The organism is Janthinobacterium sp. YR213 (assembly GCF_900099875.1).
In the GTDB taxonomy this organism is placed as follows: Bacteria; Pseudomonadota; Gammaproteobacteria; order Burkholderiales; family Burkholderiaceae_D; genus Janthinobacterium; species Janthinobacterium lividum.
In genome coordinates, this window is record NZ_FNDA01000001.1 from 1,013,690 (window position 1) to 1,036,690 (window position 23,001).

Here is a 23,001-nt window from a genome sequence, read left to right on the forward strand (position 1 = left end):
CCCCTCGGCGCCAAAGATCAAATGCATCACTGAAATCGAAAAAGTCAATAGGCCGTTTTTATAATCCTTGATACGGATGATGTTTTTACGCGAAAAATTGATTCCTGCGGGAAACACTTAGTAACAAAACGCAAGCAACATGCTATCATCGCGCCCTGAAATCCAGCTTGCCTGTGCGCGGCTCCCAACGCCGGCGCGCCTCAGTTTCAACAGTATTCCCCACCAGATCCCCTCCCCGCGTGTCATGTCATGACCAGGAATGGCCGAGCTGATTACCCTTTGCCAGACTCACACTATGCCTACAAAATCATTCTCCCCCCGCCACTGGAGTGTCGGCGGCAAGATCACCATTTTTACCTTTGCCCTGGTCAGCCTGATCCTCGCCAGCCTGACGACCTTGATCAGCATCCGCACCTCGGCTGCACTGGAACAGCGTGCCGAAGCGGCCGTCACCAGCGAACTCAATAGCGTCATGACCACCACGGAAGTGTTTCACACGGCCATGGTCAACGAGGCGGCCAGCTTCGCGCGCCTGTTCGCTGCCGAATTTCCCGGCCCGTTCACGGTCGACGCGGGTGCGATGGTGGCCGTGGCAGGCAAGGCCACGCCCGCCCTGGCCAACGGCGGCAAGGTACTCAACCTCGACACGGCCGTGGTCGACCGCTACACGGCGCAAACGGGCGTGATCGCCACCATTTTTGCCGCCAATGGCGATGAATTCGTGCGCATCAGCACCTCACTGAAAAAGCAGGATGGCGAACGGGCCATCGGCACGCAGCTCGACCACAACCACCCCAGCTATGCACCGCTGCGCGCCGGCCAGCGCTTCGTTGGCATGGCCACCCTGTTTGGCAAGCAATACATCACGCAATATGATCCCGTGCGCGATGCGGGCGGCAAGGTGGTCGGCGTACTGTTCATCGGCCTGGACATCAGCAAGAATCTGGCCATGCTGAAAGAGAAGATTCGCCAGGTCAAGATCGGCCAGACGGGCTACATCTATATCGTCGACACGGCGCCCGGCGCCAACTACGGCCACCTGGTGCTGCACCCGAACAGCGAAGGCAAGAGCGCGCTCGAGTTCAAGGCCAGCGACGGCCGCCTGTTCATCCAGGAAATGCTGGCGCAAAAAGACGGCGCCATGCGCTACACGTGGACGGCGCCCGGCGAAACGGCGGCCCTCGCGCGCGAAAAGCAGCTGTTTTACCGCCAATTCAAGGATTGGCAATGGATCATCGCGGGCGGCACGTTCACGGACGAGATCACCCTGGAAGCGCGCCAGATGCGCAACCAGCTGGCCATTTCCGGCTTCATCGCCCTGCTCGTCTTCGCCCTGCTGCTGTACTGGCTGGTGCGCACCCTCGTGTCGCGCCCGCTGGCCGCCGCCGAAACGGCCGCCGCGCAGATTGCCGCCGGCGATCTGACGGTGCACCTCGATACCAGCAGCCTGGACGAAATCGGCCGCCTGCTGCTCGCCATGAACCGCATCAGCGACAACCTGTCGCAAGTGGTCAGCAATGTGCGCGGCAGCGCCGGGCAGATCGCCACGGCATCCGGTGAAATCGCCAGCGGCAACCTGGACTTGTCGAGCCGCACGGAACAGCAAGCCAGTTCACTGGAAGAAACAGCCGCGTCAATGGAAGAACTCAGTTCCACCGTGCGCCAGAACGTCGACCATGCCCAGCAGGCAAGCCGGCTCGCGCACGACTCCTCCAGCCTGGCAGCAGAAGGCGGCGCGGCCGTGGCGCAGGTGGCCAGCACCATGGATGCCATCCGCAGCTCCTCCGGCAAGATCGCCGACATCATCGGCGTCATCGACGGCATCGCCTTCCAGACGAATATCCTGGCCTTGAACGCGGCCGTGGAAGCGGCGCGCGCCGGTGAACAGGGACGCGGCTTTGCCGTCGTCGCCACGGAAGTGCGCACCCTGGCGCAGCGCTCGACGGCAGCGGCGAAAGACATCAAGGACCTGATCCAGGCATCCGCCAGCACGGTGGACCTGGGCCACGCGCAAGTGAGCCAGGCCAGCGCCACCATGGACACGGTGGTGGCCAGCGTGCAGCAAGTGAGCACCATCATGGCCGAGATCGCGCAGGCAAGCGAAGAGCAGCGCAGCGGAATCGAGCAAGTCAACCAGGCCATCGCCCAGATGGACCAGGTAACCCAGCAGAATGCGGCCCTGGTGGAAGAAGCGGCCGCGGCCGCCGACGCCTTGCAGGAGCAGGCGCAGGAGCTGAACCAGGTGGTAGGCGTGTTCAAGCTGTAAAAGCGGGTCCGGTGCTAAGATGGCGCATCCCACCGCGCCAGGAGAGACCATGCACGACGACTACGTTTTAATTGCCCGGCTGATGATCCCCACGGATGCGCACGTCATCCGCGGCTGCCTGGCAGCGGCCGGCATCGACGTGCTGCTGACGGACGACCAGCACATGCAGGCCGACATGCTGCTGGCAGCCGCCATCGGCGGCGCCCGCGTGCTGGTGCGCGAACACGACGTGGCGCGCGCCAATGACATCCTCGCCGCCTTCGAGCGGGGCGATCTGGCGCTGGCGGATGATGCTGATGTAGGCGCGCCCGTCGCCGAATAATTTACGAGTAGATTTACGAGTAGAAACAGCGCCCGCATGCCTGGCGGTAACTCTCGTTGCCGCCAATGCTGATCTGTTCGCCTTCCTTGATGCGGCGGCCCTGCTCATCCACGCGGATGTTCATCGTGGCCTTCTTGCCGCAAGTACAAATATTCTTCAATTCCTCGATATCGTCGGCCAGCGCCAGCAGATAGGCCGAGCCGGGGAACGGCTCGCCCTTGAAATCCGTGCGCAAGCCGTAGCAGATGACGGGCACGCCCTTCACTTGCGCCAGCTGGTGCAGCTGCTGCACCTGGGCCGTGCTGAGAAATTGCGCCTCATCCACCAGCAAACAGGCGACCTGGGGGATATCGTTGAGGAAATTCGTGTCGGCATGGAAGATATCGACCTGACGCTGCGGGCCCAGGCGCGACGTCACTCTGCCCACGCCGTAGCGGCTGTCGATGGCGGCCGTGTACAGGCGTACCTGCTGGCCCTGCTCTTCATAGTTGTGCGCGACTTGCAACAAGGCCGTCGACTTGCCCGCGTTCATTGCGGAATACCGGAAATAAAGTTTTGCCACTGCCGCCTGCCCTGTTTGTCTGGTTTTCAGGATACTGTTTAGTTCCTTTTCGAGGCGTGATTATAAATCGCAATGGCGGGCTTGCGGCAGCTTAATAGTCGTGTCATTGGTGCGGCAAGCGGGCAAAAAACGGCGCATACTCGAAGCGCGCACGCTGTTGCCGCGCTGCAGCCGATATGCGCAAAGCGCATATGCAAGCATGCAAACATTCGTTCGCCGCACTCGTCCACCCGCCTACACTGCGCGGCACGGAAGGCGGCTCGGGACACAATCCCGGGCGGCTGTTTCTCTGACAGGAGCCACCATGAATGATCGAATGCCATCCCCACCCCAGCCGCCAGCGCTATACAAGCTGATCGGCAATACCCCGCTGGTCGAAGTGACCAGGCTCGACACGGGCCTGTGCCAGCTGTTCCTGAAACTGGAATCACAAAATCCCGGCGGTTCCATCAAGGACCGCATCGGCCTGTCCATCATCGAAGCGGCCGAAGCCGACGGCCGCCTGCAGCCGGGCGGCACCATCGTCGAGGCAACGGCCGGCAACACGGGCATCGGCCTGGCGCTGGTCGGCCGCATCAAGGGCTACCGCGTGATTCTCGTCGTGCCCGACAAGATGTCGACGGAAAAAGTGCTGCACCTGAAAGCCCTGGGCGCGGAAGTGCACACCACGCGCTCGGACGTGGGCAAGGGCCATCCCGAGTACTACCAGGATTACGCGGCGCGCCTGGCGCGCGAACTGCCGGGCACCTTCTTTGCCGACCAGTTCAACAATCCCGCCAATCCGCTGGCCCACGAAACGACGACGGCGCCCGAAATCTGGGAACAAAGCGGCCATGACGTGGACGCCATCGTCGTCGGCGTCGGCTCATCCGGCACCCTGACGGGCCTGACGCGCTACTTCCGCAAGGCGCAGCCGAAGCTGGAATTCGTGCTGGCCGACCCGCAAGGCTCCATCCTCACCGAATACATCGACACGGGCAAGGTATCGGACACGAGCGGCTCGTGGGCCGTCGAAGGCATCGGCGAAGATTTCATTCCCTCGATTGCCGACATGGACAGCGTCACCAAGGCCTACACCATCAGCGACCAGGAAAGTTTTGATTCCGCGCGCGCCCTCTTACGCGCCGAAGGCATCCTCGGCGGCTCGTCCACCGGCACGCTGCTGGCCGCCGCCCTCAAATACTGCCGCGAACAGACCACGCCGAAGCGCGTCGTCACCTTTGTCTGCGACACGGGAACGCGCTATCTATCCAAAGTCTATAACGATGGCTGGATGCGCGACCAGGGCTTGTTGCAACGGGCAGTGTCGGGCGACTTGCGCGACCTGATCGGGCGCCGCTACGACGAGGGCGATGTCGTCAGCGTGGCGCCGGGCGACACCCTGCTGACGGCCTTCAACCGCATGCGTGCCAGCGACCTGGCGCAGCTGCCCGTCATCGATGGCGGCCAGCTGGTCGGCATTATCGACGAATCGGACTTGCTGCTGCATGTCTCGGGCGACGCCGCCCATTTCGCGGGTCTGGTGGGCGCCACCATGACGACGCAGATCGAAACCCTGGCGCCGTCCAGCGGCTTGCCCGCCCTGCGCGCCACCCTAGACCGGGGCTTGACGGCCGTCGTCGCCGACGATAATGCCTTCTATGGCCTGATCACCCGCTTCGACCTTCTCAACCACTTACGCAGGACACTATCTTGAGCCAGCACATTCCCCGCAAGAGCCGCCTCGCCACGCGCGTCATCCACGCAGGCCAGTCGCCCGACCCGTCGACGGGCGCCATCATGCCGCCCATTTACGCCACCTCCACCTTCGTGCAGGACAGCCCCGGCGTGCACAAGGGACTCGACTACGGCCGCTCGCACAACCCCACGCGCTGGGCGCTCGAGCGCTGCGTGGCCGACCTGGAAGGCGGCAGCGCCGCCTTCGCGTTTGCCTCGGGCCTGGCCGCCATCTCGTCCGTGCTGGAATTGCTGGACGCGGGCAGCCATATCGTCGCCGGCGACGATATGTACGGCGGCACGTATCGATTGTTCGAACGGGTGCGCCGCCGCTCGGCCGGCCATGAGTTCACGTATGTCGATCTGACGAATCCGGAAAACCTGCTGGCCGCGCTGCGCCCGGAAACGAAGATGGTGTGGGTGGAGACGCCCACCAACCCGATGCTGAAACTGGCCGACCTGCGGGCGATTGCCGACATCTGCCGCGCACGGGGCATCATCGCCGTGGCGGATAACACCTTCGCCAGCCCGCTGGTGCAGCGCCCGCTGGAACACGGCTTCGACATCGTCGTGCACTCGACCACCAAGTATTTGAACGGCCACTCGGACATCATCGGCGGCATCGCCATCGTCGGCGCGGAAGAGCGCCAGGCGGAGTGGCGCGAGCAGCTGGGCTTTTTGCAAAACTCGGTGGGCGCGATTGCCGGGCCGTTCGACAGCTTCCTCGCACTGCGCGGCGTGAAAACCCTGGCTATCCGCATGCAGCGCCATTGCGAAAGCGCCCTGGCGCTGGCGCAGTGGCTGGAGCAGCAAAAGGAAGTGCGCAAGGTGTTTTATCCGGGACTGGCCTCGCATCCGCAGCACGCGCTGGCGCAGCGCCAGATGGATGGTTTCGGCGGCATCATCTCGATCGACCTCAATACGGATCTGGCCGGCGCGCGGCGCTTCCTCGAACGCTGCGAGGTGTTTGCCCTGGCCGAAAGCCTGGGCGGCGTGGAAAGCCTGATCGAACACCCCGCCCTGATGACGCATGCCAGCATCCCGCCGGAACAGCGGGCAAAACTGGGCATAGGCGACGGCTTGATCCGCCTGTCGGTGGGCATCGAGGATATCGAGGATTTGCGCCACGACCTGCGCACGGCGCTCGACGCGATTTGATATTTCAGGTCAACCCAGGACCAGTACCGTAGGTCGGATTAGCGAAGCGTAATCCGACACATTGTTGCCATGAACAGCAACGCTCACTCCCCCGGCCGGTACCTGCGTTCCAGGTGCCTGGCCACGTCCTCGGGATAAAACAGCACGTCCTTGAATTCACCGCGCGTATACATGGCCGCCTGGTCCTGGAAGTGGGGCGACTTCGGGTCGCCGCTCTGGCCGCCGGCGAGGATGCTTTTCGCCTTGATGCGGGGGCCGAATTCCACGGCCGCGACAAAGCTGTTGCCACGCTCGCCGTAGATGCGTCGCGTGGTGCTCTTGCTGCTCTGCCCATATGCGGCCAGCGCGCCCCAGTTTCCCGACGCGTAAGGCACGGGCAGGCTGGCTTGCGCATCGTCGAACGGCTGCACCACGTCGCCTGTCAGGCGCTGGAAGCGGTTGATCTCGCCCCACGGCGTTTGCCAGTTGCCGAAATCGCGCCGCAGCTTATCGGCGGCACTGGCCAGTGCCGCCAGCCGCTGGTCGGCCGGGACCCTGTCCGTCGCCAGAAAATCGACCACGGGCACGCCCTGCTCGCGCGCCTGCTTGCCTGCCAGCTCGGCCAGCTCCTGGCCCCAGAACACGGCCAGCGAGGTGGCGGTGGACGTCAGCGAATAGCGCCAGTCCCAGGCACGCAGCAAAGCCACCTTGTCGGCCAGCGCCAGCTTTTGCGGCGAATTCTCCGGTAGCGCATCGTACGCCGCGAACAACGGCGGCAGCAAGGATTCGAACGCCGTCAGTTCGCTGTCGTAGGAGGCGGCGATCAGGCTGTCCAGGGTAAAACCCGTCCTGTTCTGGAAAACCTTGACGGCATGCAGGCCGCGCGCGTTTTCGCCATACACGGACATGTAGGCGGGATAGTCGTGCTGGCGCGGGCTGTTGGCGCCGGCCGCCGAATACGGCCAGTTGTTCGTGTTCTGGATCCAGCCATTCTTCGGATTGAACAGGGTAATGGTCTGCGCCACCGTGTGCAGCCCTTGCCATTCCGTGGCCGGGTCGCTGCCATCGACGGGCTGCTTCCAGTTGAAGCGCGGGTCGCGCACGGGGATGAAATTGCCGTGAAAATAGGCGATATTGCCATCCGCATCCGCGTACACCGTATTGTTCGACGAATTCGTGCGCAGCTCCATCGTCTTGTAGAACGCCGCGTAATCGCGCGCCTTGGTGCGCGTGTACGACTGCATGAGCGCCTTCAACGGCTCGTTCATCAGGCGCACGGCCACCCATTTACCGTCCAGCGCGCGCACGATGGGGCCGTGGTGGCTGTAGTAGACGGTGATGGTTTTCGAGCCCATGCCGCCATCAGCCAGCCTATATGGCAAGGTGATGGGCACGGCCTTCAAGGGACGCAGCCCGCCGTCATAACGGTAGAACCATGCGCCATCCCGGTCGACGATGCTTTCCAGGTATTCGTCGATGACATCGCCGCCGCCCGACGTATGCATCCAGCCGAGACGGTCGTTAAAACCCTGGTAGACAAAGAACTGGCCCCAGGTGACGGCGCCATACGCGTTCAAGCCTTCGCCGCTGGTGACTTGCACTTCGGGGCGGAAGTAGAACGAGGTGTGCGGATTGATCATCAGCAGCGCATGGCCGTTTTTCGTGATGGCGGGTGCGATGGCGAAACCGTTCGAGCCGCTGGGCTCCGGATCCAAGCCCGTCTCCACGCTGGCCAGCGCCACGGCGGCAGGCCTGGCTTGCTGGCCATAGAACGCTTCGAGCTGCGCCAGGTTGACCGATTCGATATCGCCGCCGATGCTGCCCTCGCTGAAGCTCAAGGCCATCCACGGCTCGAAATGCGCGATCAGCCGCGGTTTCACCTGCGGATGCGTGGCCAGGTAAAAATTCAGGCCATCGGCAAAGGCGTCCATCAGCTTGCGCAGCCACGGCGGGCTGGCGCGGTACTGCGCCTGCAAGTCGGCCGGATCGATGAAGAGCTTCATGCGCAGGTCGCGGTACAGCTCCCGCTCGCCCTCCACTTCCGCCAGGCGCCCCATGGCGTTGATGTAATTGAGTTCCACGCGGGGGAAATCGTCTTCGGCCTGGGCATACATCAAGCCAAAGACGGCATCCGCATCGCTCTTGCCCGTCACATGGGGCACGCCCCATGTGTCGCGCGCGATGCTGACATTGGCGGCTTGCGCCTGCCAGCGGGCCATGTCGGGACTGGATGCCGCCAGCACGGGAGGAACGGCAACGATGCCGCAGGCGATGGCGGCGAACAGGGTACGGCTATGCAGCATGCACTACTCCAGAATCAAGTCGGCAATCAGGATGCATCGATCAGCGCGGCGATGCGCTGGTTCAATTCGGTATTTTCCGCCTGCAGCTGCGCCACTTTCTGTTTCAGGCTGGCGATCTCGCCGCGCAGGCGTTCCGCTTCGGACGGCGCCTGCGCCGCGTTTTCCGCCCACGGCTCGTTGCCCGTTTCCGGCGTATCCTGCGATACATGCACCTTCGGCTCGCGCGGCGTGCGCGTGGCGGCGCGCTGTTCGCGGATTTCCTTGGCCGCCTGGCGTAATAATTTCTTGCCGCCGGCGACGGCCGCCACCTGCTCTTCCGGCGGCAGGGACGCTACGGTGGCCGCCGCATTGATGGAGATCGTGCCCGAGCGGACGGCTTCCACCAGTTCCGGCGACGCCGCCTTCTGGATCTTCTCGATCTGGCTGATCTGGTTGCTGCTCAAGCGGGCCGCCTTGGCCACCTCTTCGCGCGTGCTCATGGCCGGCTTCGGCGCGTTTTCGCCGTCCGGCGCATCCTGGGCACTGACGGGCGCCGGGCTGCGCGCGGCGACGATTTCCTTCTTGCGCAGGGCCAGCACGCCGCGCTGGAAGTCCGACACGCTGCGGCGCGCCAGGTGATTGTCGATCATCCACAGCATGACATCGTCGAGCGAGGTAAAGCTGGTGTTCTGGATGGTCTTGAATTCGATGCCGTGCTGGCGGCAGATGGCATAGCGGTTATGCCCGTCGATCAGCACGTCGTTCCACAGCACCAGCGCGTCGCGGCAGCCTTCGGCCAGCAGGCTGCGTTCGAGCGCCGCGTATTCGCTGGCGGTGAGCGGGTCGATATACGACTGCAGCACCTGATTGATAGTGATATTCATGGTTGTCCTCAATATTGCGGCGCGATGGTCCGCGCCGGCACGAATGCTACACCATCCGCCATCCATAAAGCTGATCGAGGTCCGCCATCGCTTGTCACGGCGAGAAAAAGCGCATTTTTCCTTTCTTTCACAGGCAACTGAACTTATCATTTGGCAATATTTAGCTACCATTCCCCTTACTCGCGCCTGCTTGCGCATGAGCGCTCCGAAGACAAACAAGGAAATCAATGAAAAAGTTATGCCGCATCGCCATCGCTGCCCTGGTACTCAGCGGGTGCGCCACCATGGAGGTCCGCGAGACGACCCGCACGATGGAGCGCATCGGCCATGATCCGCAACTGAACATCGTTTCAAAGGTCACTGCTGGTGAAGCACTATTGTCTACCTTCCAGTACACAAGCAAAACGGGGTATCAGATTTACGACGGGCGCGCCGTGTCAATCGGCGGCGGACGTGTCGCCGTCATCGAGGGTGACTTCCTGTACCGCGCCGATGTCGAGGGGAAACCTGCTTACTGCACTGAACGGCAGGTATTCAACATGTTGCTACCCGGAATGACCAAGAATGCCTGTTTTGCCGACCGCAACAATGATGGCCTGCTGGACCAAGTAATGATCGCAAGCGATCTGGCGTGGTGGCATGAAGATGTCAGCCCCGGCATCAAATTCGGCCCGGGAGTGGAAACAGCACCTATCGACAGGTCCATCAATTCGCAATTGCTATACCAGGGCTACAGCAATCAAACCTTGCGCATTGCCTACCGGGAGTATGCGGGCAACCTGGCACGGCCTTCGTTTTCGCAAGACTTATCGTTTGAGATCACCAGTTTTCCTGCAGAAATCACCTTCAGGAAAGTCAGGATCCAGGTACGCAGCGCAGGAAATCAGGGCCTGGAATACCAGATCCTTGGCGGCTATTGACTCTCACGGGCAAGCTGCGATCCAAGCAGATATAGTATGAAAAGAAAGTACGCCACCGCGATCATTTTTACCGTTGCCGCCATCGGCTTCACCTGGGTCAGCCCCTACATCGCCATGTACCGCATCAGCATCGCGGCGAAATCCGTGCGCCTGGAAACCCTGGCGCAGCAGGCCGACCTGCCCGCCGTGCGCGCCAGCGTGGCGCGCCAGTTGCGGGTGGCCGGCGAAACGGCCAACGAGGACGATTTCAAGGAAATGCTCGACACCATCGTCTCGCCGCCCGGCATTACGGTATTGATCCTGCACGGCAAGCAGGGGACGGACGGCAAGCGCCACGACTTTGGCATGGCATACCGCTCGTGGAACGAAGTGGTGCTGCGGCGCAGCGGCGCCGGCCCCGCCGCCAGCCAATTTTTGCTGCGCCGCCATGGCATCTGGGACTGGAAACTGACGGACATCACCTTGCCGCCGGAATTACTTTAAAGAAACTTGATCTAAAACAACACTTACCTAAACCTCTATATTGATTTTGGGAAATATTATGTAGAATGCCAACACTTCAGGCGCACCGGGTCGCCAGGCATCCAAAAGATTGCACAATGAAAAGAATGATGCTTCTTGCTGTAGTGGCACTGGTCGCGCTGGCCGGCGTCTTCTATGGCAGCCCGTATTTCACCATGAACAAGATACGCGCGGCCACGATGAACGAGGATACCCAGGCCCTGGCCGCGCATATCGACCTGCCCCAGCTGCGCGGCAGCCTCGGGCAGCAACTGCATGCCCTGTTCTCGGCGCCGGAAGTGGCCGACGACATCAGCCCCGACGTCATCGACCCTTTGCTCGATACCATGCTGATGCCCGAGGGCATCGTCGCCTTGATGAAGCTCAATGACCGCTACGAAAAACCGATCGCCAAGGTCAGCGATATCAGCGGCCGCAAGCGTACTACCAAACCCGACTACAAACTGCGCTACACCTCCTGGGATAGCGTCGTGGTGCAGCGCGCGCACAGCAAAAGCCATATCGGCGAGCTGACCCTGGCGCGCGACGGCCTGTGGCACTGGAAGCTGGTGTCGGTGGCCCTGCCGAAAAACTTGCTGGCCGACGCGTAAGGCGCCAAGCCCGCGTAGCGGCAAACCAGCGGCGGTGCGACACTGCTATCATCGGGTTTTGATTTCCAACGGAGGCAACATGTCAGACCTGGTACAACACGCCCTGACCCACGCGGGCAAACCGGCCACCACGCCGTGGGTGGTGACCCTGACCAGCGGTGAGAAACTCACCGGCCCCATTTCCCCGCTCAGTGACGGCTGCTACGCCATCGGCCTGGGACAAATCAAGTATTTTTCCAGCGACAAGGTCGCCTGCCTGAATGTATCGGGCGCCGGCGCGTTTCCCATCTGAAGACCTTGGCAATGGACCGCACGCAGGACAGTCCGCAAGGCAACGCACACCTGGCGGCGCAGTTGCAGGCGCTGGAAGCGGCGCTGCAAAGCCAGGCGGTGCGCGCTGACAGCGCCAGGCTGGCAGCTCTGCTGGCCGACGAGTTCGTCGAATTCGGCAGCTCGGGCAATCTCTGGACGCGCGCGGCGACCTTGGCAGACCTGCCGGCAGAAATTTTTTGCCTGCGCAGTATCAGCGATTTCCAGGCCCGCTTGCTGGCCGAGGATGTTGCCTTCGTTACCTACCGCTCGCAGCGGCACGCCAGCAGCGCCCTGCCCGCCAGCGCCAGCTTGCGCAGTTCGCTGTGGAAGTGGCGCGATGGCCGCTGGCAAATGGCGTTTCACCAGGGCACGCCAATTCCCGGCTGATCCGCCTCCCTTGGGACGCTTTTCCCACGCCCGCTCCACAGGCGCGGGAACAAGCCGCGCATGTCGAAAAATTGTTTTTTTGGTCCGTAAAATCTCATTGATTTACTGAATTTTTTATGTAAAAATGATTTTAATAAATAAAACAAATAAATTATTTAAATCGGTTTTCAAGTAACGCGATCCTCACACCACGAATCCGTGTTCTGGATAGAAAAGCACTGCGCAGGCCACGACCCGTTGCCAGGCAATCGCCTGCCCTCGTCCCGCGCAAGTCCCCTTTCTAATCGTCAGCACGTATTTTTGGGAGAGACATCATGGATAAATTCACCGTACGCACCCAGCTCACTCTGGCTTTCGGCCTGCTGGTCTTTTTCCTCATCGGCATCTCGGTCTTGTCCGTGCGCAGTTTTTCCACCTTCAACACCGGCTTTGACCAGTATGTCAACGGCATCACGGCCCGCGCCAATACGGCGCACCGCGTGCGTGACGCGATCGACATGCGTGCCGTGGCGGCCAGGAATCTGGTACTCGTCACCAAGCCGGAAGACCTGGAAATCGAACGCAGACAGGTCTTGCAGGCGCACGCCGATGTCGTCAAGAACATGCAGCAGCTGCTGCAGCTGGCACAGCAGCCGGAGGTATCGGACGAGGTGCGCGCCATCATCAACAAGATCGACAGCATCGAAAAACGCTATGCTCCCGTGGCGCTAGGCATCGTGGACCTGGCGCTGCAAAAGAAAACCGAACAAGCCATCGTCAAGATGAACGAGGAATGCCGCCCTCTGCTGGCCGCCCTCGTCGCCGCCAGCAATGAATATTTCGCCCTGACGGACCAGCGCTCCGCTCTCATCCTGCAGGAAGACAACGAACGCTACATTCTCAACAGGAATATCCTGATCGGCACCAGCTTGCTGTCCATCGTGCTGGCGGCCCTGGCGGGTTGGCTCATCACGCGTCACCTGCTCAAGGCGCTGGGCGCCGAACCGAAACAGCTGTGCGACGCCGTCAGCCTGCTTGCCGCGGGCGACCTGACAGGAAAACTCAGCGTCGCTCCGAACGATAGCGTCAGCGTGCTGTCCGCGCTGCAGCGCATGCAGGTATCGCTGACTTCGGTTGTGTCCTCCGTCCGCCAGGATTCCGACACGGTAGCCCTTGCCGCCACGGAAATTTCCACCGGCAATAGCGACCTGTCGCTGCGCACGGAACAGCAGGCCAGTTCACTGGAAGAAACCGCTTCCTCGATGGAAGAACTCACCAGCACTGTGCGCAAGAATGCGGAAAATGCCCGCGAAGCCAATGTGCTGGCCACGACCGCCTCGGACGTCGCCAGCAAGGGCGGCGCCGTGGTGGGACAAGTGATGGGCACCATGGACCTGATCAGCGAATCGTCGCGCAAGATTGTCGACATCATCAGCGTCATTGACGGCATCGCCTTCCAGACCAATATCCTGGCCCTGAATGCCGCCGTGGAAGCGGCGCGTGCCGGTGAACAGGGCCGCGGCTTCGCCGTCGTGGCCACCGAAGTGCGCGGCCTGGCCCAGCGCAGCGCCAGCGCGGCCAAGGAAATCAAGACGCTGATCGACGATTCCGTGAGCCGCGTCGATGCGGGCGCCAGGCTGGCGGCGCAAGCGGGTACGACGATGTCCGAGGTGGTCGCCAGTGTCGCCCGCGTCAGCAACATCATCGCTGACATCACGATGGCCAGCCAGGAACAGACCACCGGCATCGAGCAGATCAATCAGGCGGTGGCCCAGATGGATAGCGTCACGCAACAAAACGCGTCGCTGGTGGAAGAAGCGGCGGCGGCAGCCGAATCCCTGCGCGACCAGGCCAGCCACCTGGTGCAGACGGTGAGCATCTTCAAGACGCACGACGGCCATGTGGCGGCGCCCACGCCAGCATCAGCGCGCGCCAGCCGCAAGCCGCTGCGCCTGGTACCGGCCCCGGCCAGCAGCACCGTCAAGCGCCAGGCAGCGCCGGCAAAACACCGTGCGGCGCAAGCGGAGACCGTGACGGCCGGCGATTGGGAAGAGTTTTAAGCGTTAAACCGATATGGGCATGCCGCCACGCATGCCCCCGTGACGCGCGCAGGAGATAGCCGCCACCGGCACCGTCCCCTGTCGCGCAGCAACAACACGCCCTTGCCGAAAAAATCCGCGGCAGCTGTTGTATTTCCACTGTCCGGACATGGGCAGCACGGCAAAAACCATCCCTCTTTTTGCGCTCCCGCAGGAAACCCCATCCCCATGCCAGGCCACTTTTGCGCTCGCGCAAGCCTGGCGGCACTCCACTATGCACCCGCCAGATATTGACGACAAATACGATTTTATTCGTGTATTCAGTCGAAACGGATATGAATAGCCGTCGCTGGAAAATGGCATGAATACCAAAACTTTCCGTGCTAGCATGATTTTTCGTCCAGCTGGCCAGCGCCAGCTAGCAGTGCCCCAACAACCTTCACCGACAGGAGCCGTTTCATGATGACACCGCATGCCAGCACAATACGCCACACCCTGATTGCCCTGGCAATCACTGCCGCCTTCCCCCTGCAGGCGATGGCGCAGGCACAGGACGGCATCCCGGCGCCAGCCGCCGACGCGCCTGCGGCTCCGGTGGCACAGGCCGGCCCTGGCCAGCTGGAAACGGTGATCGTGACGGCGCAGCGGCGCGCGGAAAACATCAAGGACGTGCCCATGTCCATCGCCACCCTGAAAGGCGACAAGCTCGACACCCTGACGACCGGCGGCGCCGACATCCGCTTCCTCAACAGCCGATCGCCCAGCGTGTCCGTCGAATCGGATTACGGCCGCACCTTTCCCCGCTTCTACATTCGCGGCTTGGGCAATACCGACTTCGACCTGAATGCCTCGCAGCCCGTGGGCCTGGTGATGGATGACGTGGTGCAGGAAAATGCCATGCTGAAAGGTTTTCCCGTGTTTGACGTCGATCAGGTCGAAGTGTTGCGCGGCCCGCAAGGCACCTTGTTCGGCCGCAACTCGCCAGCCGGCGTGATCAAGTTCGATTCCGCCAAGCCCGTCTTCAAGACGGAGGGCTACCTGAGCGGCGGCTTCGGCAAGGATGGCATGAAGAACCTGGAAGGCGCCTTCAACGTGCCGGTCAGCGACACGGTGGCCCTGCGCTTTTCCGGCCAGACACAGCGCCGCGACGACCGCGTGCACAACCCGCGCCCGACCGGCACGCGCGACTTCGAAGGCTATGAAGACAGCGCAGGCCGCCTGCAGGTACTGGTCAAGCCCACGCGCGACTTCAGCGCCCTGTTCAACGTGCACGCGCGCAACCTCGACGGCACGGCCACGCTGTTCCGCGCCAATATCCTCAAGCAAGGCACCAACGACCTGGTCGACGGCTTTGATTACGATAACTACCCGACCGACGGCATCAACCGCCAGCACCTGAAAACCAAGGGCGGCAGCATGCGCCTGAAATGGGACTTGCCCGGCGTCACCCTGCATTCGATCACCGGCTACGAAAAACTCGATTTCTTCAGCCGCGCCGACGTCGACGGCGGCTATGGCGCCGTGTATGCCCCGCCGATGGGCCCGGGCTTCATCCCCTTCGTCGTGGAAACGGCCGACGTGATCCCCAACCACAAGCAGATTTCGCAGGAATTCCGCGCCGAATCGTCTGCCCGCGGCCCGCTGCAATGGATAGCCGGCTTGTTCTACTTCAAGGAAGATATCCAGATCGACAGCATCAGCTTTGACAGCCTGGCGCCCGGCAATCCGCAAAACAGCGCCTACGCCACGCAAAACCAGAGTTCGAAGTCGTACGCGGCCTTCGGCTCGCTCAACTACACCGTCTCGGACGCCCTGAAACTGCGCGCCGGCCTGCGCTACACGACCGACAAGAAGGATTTCTCCGCCAAGCGGGTGGAAGCGACCACGGCTGGCCCCTTCAACCTGAACGACACCTCGCACAACATCAGCTGGGACGTGAGCGGCACCTATGTGCTGACGCCGGAAACCAATGCCTACGCGCGCATCGCCACCGGCTACCGCGCGCCGTCGATGCAGGGACGCCTGAACGGCCTGGCCGACCGCCCCTCGTTTGCCGGCGCCGAGAAAGCGCTGTCCGTCGAGGCCGGCATCAAGCAGGACCTGTTCGACAAGCGCGCGCGCCTGAGCCTGGCCGTGTTCCAGTACCGTGTAAAAGACAAGCAGTTGACGGCTGGCAGTGGCGCCGTCAACATGAACCAGCTGATCAACGCCGACAAGGCCACGGGCAGTGGCGTGGAACTCGATTTCCAGGCGAACCTCAGCGACTCGCTCAGCATGACCCTGGGCGGCAGCTATAACCACACGGAAATCCAGGACAAGAAGCTGTTCGTGCAAAGCTGCGGCAACGCGCAAAACAACCCGGCCAGCGGCTGCACCGTCACCGACCCGCTGGGTCCGTTCAAGGGCACGGCCTACATCGACGGCAACCCGCTGCCGCGCGCGCCGGAATGGCAAACCAACTTCACCCTGAAATACAGCATTCCCCTCGCCAATGGCGAGTTCTACGCCTATACGGACTGGGCCTACCGCACCAGCTACAACTTCTTCCTGTATGAAGCGAAGGAATACAAGGCCAAGGAACTGCTCGAAGGCGGCTTGCGCGTCGGCTACAAATGGGACCGCTATGAACTGTCCGCGTACGGGCGCAACATCACCAACCAGATCCAGTCGCTGGGCGCCATCGATTTCGACAACCTGACGGGCATCATCAACGAACCACGCACGTATGGGGTGCAGTTCAAGGCGACGTTCTGATTTTTATTGCTGGCGGCAACGCCAAAGCATGTCGGTGGGAGCAGCCGTCCGGTGAAAACCGGGCGGTTTTTTTATGCGCTCTCGCGTGCGCCTTCATTTACGCGCATGCGTCCGTGGAAAGCCTGTGCGCATGAGACGAACCACAGGCGCTCTCCTCGATGGCCGGTACAAGCGGGCTGCCATCTGGTCTCTGCATATAAAGAAAAGCGGCCAAGGGCTTAGCTTGGCCGCTCTACGTGGCTGAGGGCTAGAGGGTCAAAAAGGTCTGGACCGGTGATGGGCTGTTCAGCAAACCGGTCACAGCTTTTTGGTACAAGGCTTCGAATTGCTCCAAAACGGTGGGATTGTAAATTTCTTCACTCTCTCTGACGCTTTCAAGCCATGCGATGTCTTTTTCTGTAATACCCACGTTTCTCATCCATTGCAAGGAATTTAATTTTGTAGGTTGAGCAGTTACGGTCATCTAGATCTCCTGAAAAGGTAACGGACAAGACTGTCCCCCATGAATACGCTATCAACATCCACATGGGAGACAGCCCTGTCCAAATCTAGAATTCTTGAATATACAACAGGTATTGCCGGCAAAAAAATCTTGCGGTCAATTTTATTTCATGCTCGCCTTAGAAAATACGTTCGTAGCAAGCAATCTTCAATTTTTTTCAGCCACAGACAATCAGATAGCATCCAAGGATAACTAACCATTGCACCAGGTTTCCGTCACGATAAGAATGAAATTTTTTCCGCTTAGGCGATTAAATAAACTGATCACTTGAATATGCCAGTGGCAAGCTCAAGGAATTGATTTGATGTCGAAATAATATGATCAATGCCGTTTGACGGCATTCGGATAATAACATAAAGTGACATTAAACATTTCTCAAAAGAAATTCTCTGTGCAAATATTATTCATTATGCCCTTCGTCTTGCGCCGAGACTGGAATGTGTACACAATATCCTTGTGCCTGCCACAGTGAGTATTCTGCCAACTGTTCAATTTATATCCAATACCAACATGACTTCTCCTGACTTTGCTGATGACTCCTTGGAAATATCCGTATCTGTGCCTGTCAACACCTCAATCACGGAAGATGGTTTTGTCTTGAAAAATGTTGACAGGATTGAACGGATTCGAACCCGGATGGATAGCCGCATGACCGTGAGCCTGTACTCCTGGCAGGCAAGCCGTGAAATCAGGCGTGACTTTAATTTATTAAGCTGCAAAATATTTACCCGCGGCCAGGATAAGCGCTTTCTGGCGCAGGTACGGGAACTGCTGCTTGAGATGGTCACTGAAGGAGAGTTTCTGAAAGCAGATGCCTTGCCATTTTTTGATGGCGCCCTTCCCGAGCCAATGCACTTCCCATTACGTATCGTTTGCCCTGAAGCAGGCTTGTTATTACGTGCGTTCCAGGATGCCGACAAGCCAATCGCTTATCTAAACCTGGCTGCCAGTTCAGGCAAGCTTGACAGAATAGCGGCCAATGACATGGCCTTTCCTTTCCTGGCTGCTTATCGTAACTTGAAAATATTCTTGCTAGGCATTAATACCTCAAAGGAGACTGCCCAGGCCTTGGGCGAGCAGGCGGGTATCTCCTAAAGGATCGGCACATGGCGACAACGGCCGCATGCATGGCACACCGTGTGTGTACTGTAATTACGCTACATTGTTGATTTTACTAGTGAATAATGCGCTCTCCGACATTTCCAGGTTCCGAATATTGCGCTGACAAACTAACCTCGCCAATATCTTATACGGCCGCGGTCCAGATGTGTAAACCGCTTTCCTGGATAAAAGCCAACTCCTCCGCCCGCCAAATATAGCCCAAAGCGGGCGATCGCTTCGGGACTGACTCCCTGTATCCGCAAGTCGAGTGCCTGCGCTCTGGTATGCAGGCTATTGCGTACTCCTCCTTCCGAGGCATTGGTGCGAGGGTCCCGGTAGCCGGACGTGATAATTAATGGCCGGTCCACACCGAAACTACGAATCCATCCGTAGACGCCCCGCGCAATATCCAGCGTGACCAGATCAAACTGGACAGCTCTGTTGACGTGGATGTCCCGCAACAGCTGGCATATTGCGATATACCCTTCAGGCACGATTTTTCCGTCTGCCCAATACACAGCGCGCACTTCTTCCCCGGAATCCGGACGCCGCAGCCACAATTCCCGCGGCAGGTCCCAAAAGCCAGCCTGCTGGGCTAATGCCGGCGTTGCTATCGATGCGACGGCGCCGGCTGCGGCAAGCAGCAATCTGCGCCGGCCAGGCTGCACGATGCAATCGATCCCCTCCGGGGTGGGAAGGATTATCGTATCCGGCATTTTTGCAGCGCTTCCGCGGCGGCTTTACCTTCAGCCATTTTACGGCTTGCTCCGACGCCGGAGGTGGTAATGCCGAGTTTCTGGATTGTGCAGGTGACCTCAATTCTTTGCTCAACGGAGTCCTTCGACTCGCGCAAAATAGCGTATTTTGGAAGTGCGATCCCGTTCCCCTGCAGGTGTTCCTGAAGCGCGGTTTTAGGATCCTTGTCAAGATTGATCGCACCGCTGACAAGCAGAGCCTGCAGGTGGTGCCGGATCACTTTTCTTGTCGCATTAAAACCCTGGTCTATATAAGCGGCGCCAATGAGCGCCTCTACCGCGTCAGCAAGCATCGACGGGCCAGTTTGCGTGCGGCTGTCGCTATGTTCCACACGAAGATAGGTGGCCACGTCAATGCGCTTGGCGATCTGCGCCAGGCTGTCCTGACGCACCAGGGCAGCCCGGATGCGCGACATATTTCCTTCAGTCATACGGGGAAATTGTTCGAATAGCCAAAGTGCGGTTTCGCAATTAAGCAAAGCGTCGCCGATAAACTCCAGGCGTTCATTGTTCATGGGGCCGCAACTGCGGTGACTCAGCGCCTGCTGAAGTAAATCCTGATTCATGAATACATGACCAAATCTGTTTTGAAGCTCGACCACATCACCCCCTAAGTATTGCCTCAGGATAACAATGATCAATTCCAGGCCACAGCAGAAAAGGCGTGCAATTCCGTTAAGAATCGTCTTTAAATCCTCGTGCATTTCCGTACGTTCAGCCAGACGGCGCTTGATACAGTGTGTGCCTTAACTGCCTCCAGGCGGCATGCCCGATGCCGCAATCTCATGTCAAGCCACCGTCAAGCATTCGAAACTTCTCCAGTATCCCCATTTCCCGGTGGTGCGCAGATCCCCTTCGAACTTCAGCCGATTGTGAGCATTGCTGAAAATCGCATCGTCGCGTACGAACTTCTCTTTCGCGGGGACCGCAAAATGCCATGGGTCGACGTGGACAGAGCCGTCCTGCTGCATCTTTCAAGCCAGTGTTTTACGTCCATCGACATCTATGTCAACCTGACAAATGAAACCCTGCTGGAGGTATCCTCCGAGGTTTTTTCCCGGGCCACGCAATTGAATTCAGTCGTCTTCGAAGTGAGCGAAACCCTCGGTAGCGCCACTGATTTTGGCCTCGTGGCTGACAAGGTGAATTTACTGGCACAACGTGGTGTGCGCTTTTCGGTGGATGATTTCGGTAGCGGGCAAGATGGTTTATTACGCCTGTACTCATTGGATCGAGTCGAATCGGTAAAAATCGACGGTGCATTTCTGGCGCGGAGTATCCGGCGGCCGGATGCAGCCCGGGTGCTGTGCGCGTTGATCGCGCAATGGAAGCAGAATGGCATTGCCGTCATCGCCGAATGCGTGGAAACGGCTGAACTGCTGGCGTTCGCAGCCTTGATCGGAGTTGAACGGGTGCAAGGATGGCATGTCGATACGATGCATCCCCCGATCCAGCTGTCAAGCCTGTGGCCGCCATCGTGGGCATAGATGGGGTTCTGGCTGCTAGCTGAAGCAAGGCGCAACAAACGATATTACCGCACGCGTGCCTCCGAGTTGAACAACTTCAATTGCTCCCCTCCTGCGCATGCCGCCGCACGGTCTTTGCAGACCAATGAGCAAGCATAGGCAAGTGCAATACAAAACCTCCCCGCTTGCTCACTGTCCCCGAATCCAGCCGCGATCGCTCCACTCTTCTATACGCCTGCGGACTTTGGCGGCATAGAGATCGCGCTTAGCCGGTGTTTCGCTGTGATAGGCGCCAACGGCCGTGTAGTTGTTCCCATGCTTGCTCATTTTCTTCTTCAGCAGCCAGGCAGCCACATAAATTGACTTGCACGCGTCAAACATGTCAGCGGCGCCGATGCCGTACTTGGCAAGCTCAGGCAGATGAACGCTATTGATGCCTGTCATGCCACGGTCGACCGATCCATTGTTGTTCGACACAATCGTTCTCGGCCTGAAATCGGATTCGACCGACGCAATGCCACGCAGTATCCAAGGATTAACCTGGTGAAAAAGAGCCGCGTCATCAAAACAGTCCGCTCTTGCAGCTTGAACGGGGCCGGCCAACAGCACGGCAAATGCTAACTTCTTGAACATTCCAGTTAATTCCAAAAAATTAAATCTTTCACAGAAAAACACACGGGCAGTGAATAAAGATGGCCAGCCTAACTCAATACCATCAAAATCGTCAGAAAAATAGGCCGTTCTCGATGGATCTCGTACCGGCCATGAAATTCTTTTCAGGCCAGGCCTGCCAATCAGAATACTTTCCATGTATCTCACCAATCCGAAAGGGCCTGGAGGCTTCCACGGCACATCAATTCTATGGCCAATGGCTGCTCCTGTTTCTGGCATAAACCCCTTATTTATGGATTGAATCAAATTAGTGCAATTCCACCTTGGCAAAATAAAGAAAATGCGTTAAAGTTTCACTGTCGCAACTGCGGCACGGCAACACCACCCATTCATACTCCAATCCCCCATACTTCATCAATATTCAATTATTGATGAGGCATCCTCAAGTCTCTCCTATTTCTCACAGCCGCACCGCGGCAAGGAAATAGCACATCTCCCTCTACACACTTCACCCATTTACTCTTTTCACCTTCAGCAATCCGCTTTTCAAAAACTGTTTCTGACGTCATCGCATCTTTCATGGAAGCCTTAAAAACTCCATACAAGAACTTCGCATGACTTAATTTTCCACCACGACCTTAACTTTCTGCACAAAAACTTGTTTCGACATTTTTCAACAGTTGCATCCACAGCAATTCAATAAACCTTCAAACCAATAGGAAACAAAATGAAATCAATTAAAACTAGCGTGTACGTGACGGCCCTTGCAACTCTGTTGGTTGCGTGCGGTGGCGGTGGTAGCGACAGTGGTAATAACACCGGCATCGGTGTAACGCCACCTGTAATTCCGCCAGTATCGCCTCCAATAACGCCGCCTGTAACTCCACCTATTCTTCCACCTGTCAATCCTCCCATAACACCTCCTGTCCTGGAATCAACAATTCAAAAGGAAGTGCTTGCCGCTACCTATGCTGCCAATACTGAGCAAAGAAATGCCTATAATTATCTGAACGCGCAGCGTCTGGCGTGCGGATTTGGACAACTGCAGCAGGATGCAAAGCTTGATGTTGTTGCACAAGGTCACGCAAGCTATTTGTCGGCGAATCATTTGATGAGCCACTACCAAGACAAAATAGCCTATCCAAATGGCTTTACTGGTAAAACACTTGCTGATCGGTTTTCTGCAGCAAGTTATGCCGCAGTCTCTGGCGCGGAAGTGCTGACAGCACCATATGCAGATACCTATTACCAGTCGTATGGATTTTCCTATGGTCAATCCGCAGTAATGGATCTGCTTGCAAGTCCGTATCATGGCAATGGCATGCTGCAAGGTGAGCGTGATGTAGGCGTCGGCTATGGCGTTACGGATACATATTGGAGACGCGTTGTCATCAATATGGGATCCACGTCAGAACGTCCACGTCAACAACTTGCAGCTGATCAGGTAGTGACATTTCCATGTGCTGGCACAAGTGGAATTCTCTCGAAGACATATACCAACGAAATTCCATCACCGATCGCTGGCCGTGATTTGCTGGACAATCCAATTGGCCATCCAATCTATGTCAAAGTACGCGATGGGAATTCTTTGGTGTTGAACGGGTACGTTTTAAGAAAAGATGGAACCAATACTGACATTCCACTGCAGTTACTCAACAAGGAAAATGATGCGAACGGACTTATTACGGATGCATCGGCCGCAATTCTGATGCCTTTAGTACCACTTGAGAAAAATTCCTCATACGTTTTCACTGCATCAGGAATCAACAATAACAATTCCATTTCAATATCAATCAAATTCAATACCGGAGCATATTAATTAACTTAAATTAAATTCAATAAAATTAACATATAATAAATTTCTCCTCACTATTCCACAAACGCCCAAGATAA

The 23,001-nt window shown here is 58.6% G+C and carries 21 protein-coding genes; 14 read left to right on the plus strand and 7 right to left on the minus strand.

Annotated elements, in window-relative coordinates; genetic code table 11:
* The first annotated feature begins 295 nt into the window (after positions 1–295).
* Both BLT98_RS04495 and BLT98_RS04500 read left to right on the plus strand, forming a co-directional pair.
* Complete coding sequence (locus tag BLT98_RS04495) at positions 296–2,266, plus strand: methyl-accepting chemotaxis protein (RefSeq protein WP_034778592.1); 1,971 nt, start codon at positions 296–298, stop codon at positions 2,264–2,266.
* 49 nt (positions 2,267–2,315) lie between these two features.
* Positions 2,316–2,588 carry a putative signal transducing protein gene (locus BLT98_RS04500; RefSeq protein WP_070256715.1) on the plus strand — a complete coding sequence of 91 codons (273 nt, stop codon included), beginning with the start codon at positions 2,316–2,318 and terminating at the stop codon, positions 2,586–2,588.
* A 13-nt stretch (positions 2,589–2,601) separates the two neighbouring features.
* Here BLT98_RS04500 and BLT98_RS04505 read toward each other — a convergent pair whose 3' ends face one another.
* The gene (locus BLT98_RS04505; protein WP_034778598.1) at positions 2,602–3,150 is read right to left on the minus strand and encodes a thymidine kinase; all 549 of its coding nucleotides are present in this window, start codon (positions 3,148–3,150) and stop codon (positions 2,602–2,604) included.
* 316 nt (positions 3,151–3,466) lie between these two features.
* Here BLT98_RS04505 and BLT98_RS04510 point away from each other — a divergent pair, with 316 nt between their 5' ends.
* Positions 3,467–4,846, plus strand: a complete 1,380-nt coding sequence (locus BLT98_RS04510) for a pyridoxal-phosphate dependent enzyme (protein ID WP_092605552.1) — start codon at positions 3,467–3,469, stop codon at positions 4,844–4,846.
* Positions 4,843–6,024: a trans-sulfuration enzyme family protein gene (locus BLT98_RS04515; protein WP_070281950.1), complete on the plus strand. Its 1,182-nt coding sequence runs from the start codon at positions 4,843–4,845 to the stop codon at positions 6,022–6,024. The genes BLT98_RS04510 and BLT98_RS04515 overlap by 4 nt, the downstream gene beginning before the upstream one ends.
* A gap of 83 nt (positions 6,025–6,107) precedes the next feature.
* On the opposite strand, the gene BLT98_RS04520 is transcribed toward BLT98_RS04515, so the two are convergent.
* Positions 6,108–8,306, minus strand: coding sequence for a penicillin acylase family protein (locus BLT98_RS04520; protein WP_092605554.1), 2,199 nt, complete (start codon positions 8,304–8,306; stop codon positions 6,108–6,110).
* Positions 8,307–8,332: 26 nt separating this feature from the next.
* A complete protein-coding gene (locus tag BLT98_RS04525) occupies positions 8,333–9,169 on the minus strand; it encodes a hypothetical protein (protein ID WP_070257620.1) in 837 nt (278 codons plus the stop codon).
* A 227-nt stretch (positions 9,170–9,396) separates the two neighbouring features.
* On the opposite strand from BLT98_RS04525, the gene BLT98_RS04530 reads away from it, so the two are divergent.
* From BLT98_RS04530 to BLT98_RS04560, 7 genes are all read left to right on the plus strand, one after another.
* A complete protein-coding gene (locus tag BLT98_RS04530; protein ID WP_092605556.1) occupies positions 9,397–10,089 on the plus strand; it encodes a hypothetical protein in 693 nt (230 codons plus the stop codon).
* A 36-nt stretch (positions 10,090–10,125) separates the two neighbouring features.
* Positions 10,126–10,572, plus strand: a complete 447-nt coding sequence (locus tag BLT98_RS04535; protein WP_092605558.1) for a DUF2939 domain-containing protein — start codon at positions 10,126–10,128, stop codon at positions 10,570–10,572.
* Between the two features lie 125 nt (positions 10,573–10,697).
* A complete protein-coding gene (locus tag BLT98_RS04540) occupies positions 10,698–11,201 on the plus strand; it encodes a DUF2939 domain-containing protein (protein WP_170846286.1) in 504 nt (167 codons plus the stop codon).
* A gap of 79 nt (positions 11,202–11,280) precedes the next feature.
* Positions 11,281–11,493: a hypothetical protein gene (locus tag BLT98_RS04545; protein ID WP_092605562.1), complete on the plus strand. Its 213-nt coding sequence runs from the start codon at positions 11,281–11,283 to the stop codon at positions 11,491–11,493.
* An 11-nt stretch (positions 11,494–11,504) separates the two neighbouring features.
* The gene (locus BLT98_RS04550) at positions 11,505–11,900 is read left to right on the plus strand and encodes a nuclear transport factor 2 family protein (protein WP_092605564.1); all 396 of its coding nucleotides are present in this window, start codon (positions 11,505–11,507) and stop codon (positions 11,898–11,900) included.
* Between the two features lie 314 nt (positions 11,901–12,214).
* On the plus strand, positions 12,215–13,939 hold the full coding sequence (locus BLT98_RS29655) for a methyl-accepting chemotaxis protein (protein WP_092605566.1): 1,725 nt from the start codon (positions 12,215–12,217) through the stop codon (positions 13,937–13,939).
* Between the two features lie 441 nt (positions 13,940–14,380).
* Positions 14,381–16,672 (plus strand): TonB-dependent receptor, encoded by a 2,292-nt coding sequence (locus BLT98_RS04560; RefSeq protein ID WP_092606905.1) that lies wholly within the window; start codon positions 14,381–14,383, stop codon positions 16,670–16,672.
* 247 nt (positions 16,673–16,919) lie between these two features.
* On the opposite strand, the gene BLT98_RS28635 is transcribed toward BLT98_RS04560, so the two are convergent.
* On the minus strand, positions 16,920–17,135 hold the full coding sequence (locus BLT98_RS28635) for a hypothetical protein (protein WP_139144189.1): 216 nt from the start codon (positions 17,133–17,135) through the stop codon (positions 16,920–16,922).
* Between the two features lie 549 nt (positions 17,136–17,684).
* Here BLT98_RS28635 and BLT98_RS04565 point away from each other — a divergent pair.
* Entirely contained in the window at positions 17,685–18,269 is a 585-nt protein-coding gene (locus BLT98_RS04565) for a hypothetical protein (RefSeq protein ID WP_139179064.1), read from the plus strand.
* Positions 18,270–18,403: 134 nt separating this feature from the next.
* Here BLT98_RS04565 and BLT98_RS04570 read toward each other — a convergent pair whose 3' ends face one another.
* Both BLT98_RS04570 and rnc read right to left on the minus strand, forming a co-directional pair.
* Positions 18,404–18,991 carry a YcbK family protein gene (locus tag BLT98_RS04570; protein WP_092605570.1) on the minus strand — a complete coding sequence of 196 codons (588 nt, stop codon included), beginning with the start codon at positions 18,989–18,991 and terminating at the stop codon, positions 18,404–18,406.
* Positions 18,976–19,734, minus strand: coding sequence for a ribonuclease III (gene rnc, locus BLT98_RS04575; protein ID WP_092605572.1), 759 nt, complete (start codon positions 19,732–19,734; stop codon positions 18,976–18,978). The genes BLT98_RS04570 and rnc overlap by 16 nt, the downstream gene beginning before the upstream one ends.
* An 81-nt stretch (positions 19,735–19,815) precedes the next feature.
* Here rnc and BLT98_RS04580 point away from each other — a divergent pair, with 81 nt between their 5' ends.
* Complete coding sequence (locus BLT98_RS04580; RefSeq protein WP_092605574.1) at positions 19,816–20,517, plus strand: EAL domain-containing protein; 702 nt, start codon at positions 19,816–19,818, stop codon at positions 20,515–20,517.
* A gap of 168 nt (positions 20,518–20,685) precedes the next feature.
* Here the strand turns inward: BLT98_RS04580 and BLT98_RS04585 are convergent, their stop codons facing one another.
* A complete protein-coding gene (locus tag BLT98_RS04585) occupies positions 20,686–21,306 on the minus strand; it encodes a lytic transglycosylase domain-containing protein (protein WP_244517384.1) in 621 nt (206 codons plus the stop codon).
* Positions 21,307–21,835: 529 nt separating this feature from the next.
* Here BLT98_RS04585 and BLT98_RS28640 point away from each other — a divergent pair.
* Positions 21,836–22,927, plus strand: a complete 1,092-nt coding sequence (locus BLT98_RS28640) for a CAP domain-containing protein (RefSeq protein WP_170846287.1) — start codon at positions 21,836–21,838, stop codon at positions 22,925–22,927.
* Positions 22,928–23,001: the final 74 nt, after the last annotated feature.

Excerpts from the sequence above, each read along its gene's own strand:
- BLT98_RS04495 (WP_034778592.1), top strand. The coding sequence starts at position 296 with ATGCCTACAAAATCATTCTCCCCCCGCCACTGGAGTGTCGGCGGCAAG.
- BLT98_RS04500 (WP_070256715.1), top strand. The coding sequence starts at position 2,316 with ATGCACGACGACTACGTTTTAATTGCCCGGCTGATGATCCCCACGGAT.
- BLT98_RS04510 (WP_092605552.1), top strand. The coding sequence starts at position 3,467 with ATGCCATCCCCACCCCAGCCGCCAGCGCTATACAAGCTGATCGGCAAT.
- BLT98_RS04520 (WP_092605554.1), bottom strand. The coding sequence starts at position 8,306 with ATGCTGCATAGCCGTACCCTGTTCGCCGCCATCGCCTGCGGCATCGTT.
- BLT98_RS04525 (WP_070257620.1), bottom strand. The coding sequence starts at position 9,169 with ATGAATATCACTATCAATCAGGTGCTGCAGTCGTATATCGACCCGCTC.
- BLT98_RS04530 (WP_092605556.1), top strand. The coding sequence starts at position 9,397 with ATGAAAAAGTTATGCCGCATCGCCATCGCTGCCCTGGTACTCAGCGGG.
- BLT98_RS04535 (WP_092605558.1), top strand. The coding sequence starts at position 10,126 with ATGAAAAGAAAGTACGCCACCGCGATCATTTTTACCGTTGCCGCCATC.
- BLT98_RS04540 (WP_170846286.1), top strand. The coding sequence starts at position 10,698 with ATGATGCTTCTTGCTGTAGTGGCACTGGTCGCGCTGGCCGGCGTCTTC.
- BLT98_RS04545 (WP_092605562.1), top strand. The coding sequence starts at position 11,281 with ATGTCAGACCTGGTACAACACGCCCTGACCCACGCGGGCAAACCGGCC.
- BLT98_RS04550 (WP_092605564.1), top strand. The coding sequence starts at position 11,505 with ATGGACCGCACGCAGGACAGTCCGCAAGGCAACGCACACCTGGCGGCG.
- BLT98_RS29655 (WP_092605566.1), top strand. The coding sequence starts at position 12,215 with ATGGATAAATTCACCGTACGCACCCAGCTCACTCTGGCTTTCGGCCTG.
- BLT98_RS04560 (WP_092606905.1), top strand. The coding sequence starts at position 14,381 with ATGACACCGCATGCCAGCACAATACGCCACACCCTGATTGCCCTGGCA.
- BLT98_RS28635 (WP_139144189.1), bottom strand. The coding sequence starts at position 17,135 with ATGACCGTAACTGCTCAACCTACAAAATTAAATTCCTTGCAATGGATG.
- BLT98_RS04565 (WP_139179064.1), top strand. The coding sequence starts at position 17,685 with ATGACTTCTCCTGACTTTGCTGATGACTCCTTGGAAATATCCGTATCT.
- BLT98_RS04570 (WP_092605570.1), bottom strand. The coding sequence starts at position 18,991 with ATGCCGGATACGATAATCCTTCCCACCCCGGAGGGGATCGATTGCATC.
- rnc (WP_092605572.1), bottom strand. The coding sequence starts at position 19,734 with ATGCACGAGGATTTAAAGACGATTCTTAACGGAATTGCACGCCTTTTC.
- BLT98_RS04580 (WP_092605574.1), top strand. The coding sequence starts at position 19,816 with ATGTCAAGCCACCGTCAAGCATTCGAAACTTCTCCAGTATCCCCATTT.
- BLT98_RS04585 (WP_244517384.1), bottom strand. The coding sequence starts at position 21,306 with ATGGAAAGTATTCTGATTGGCAGGCCTGGCCTGAAAAGAATTTCATGG.
- BLT98_RS28640 (WP_170846287.1), top strand. The coding sequence starts at position 21,836 with ATGAAATCAATTAAAACTAGCGTGTACGTGACGGCCCTTGCAACTCTG.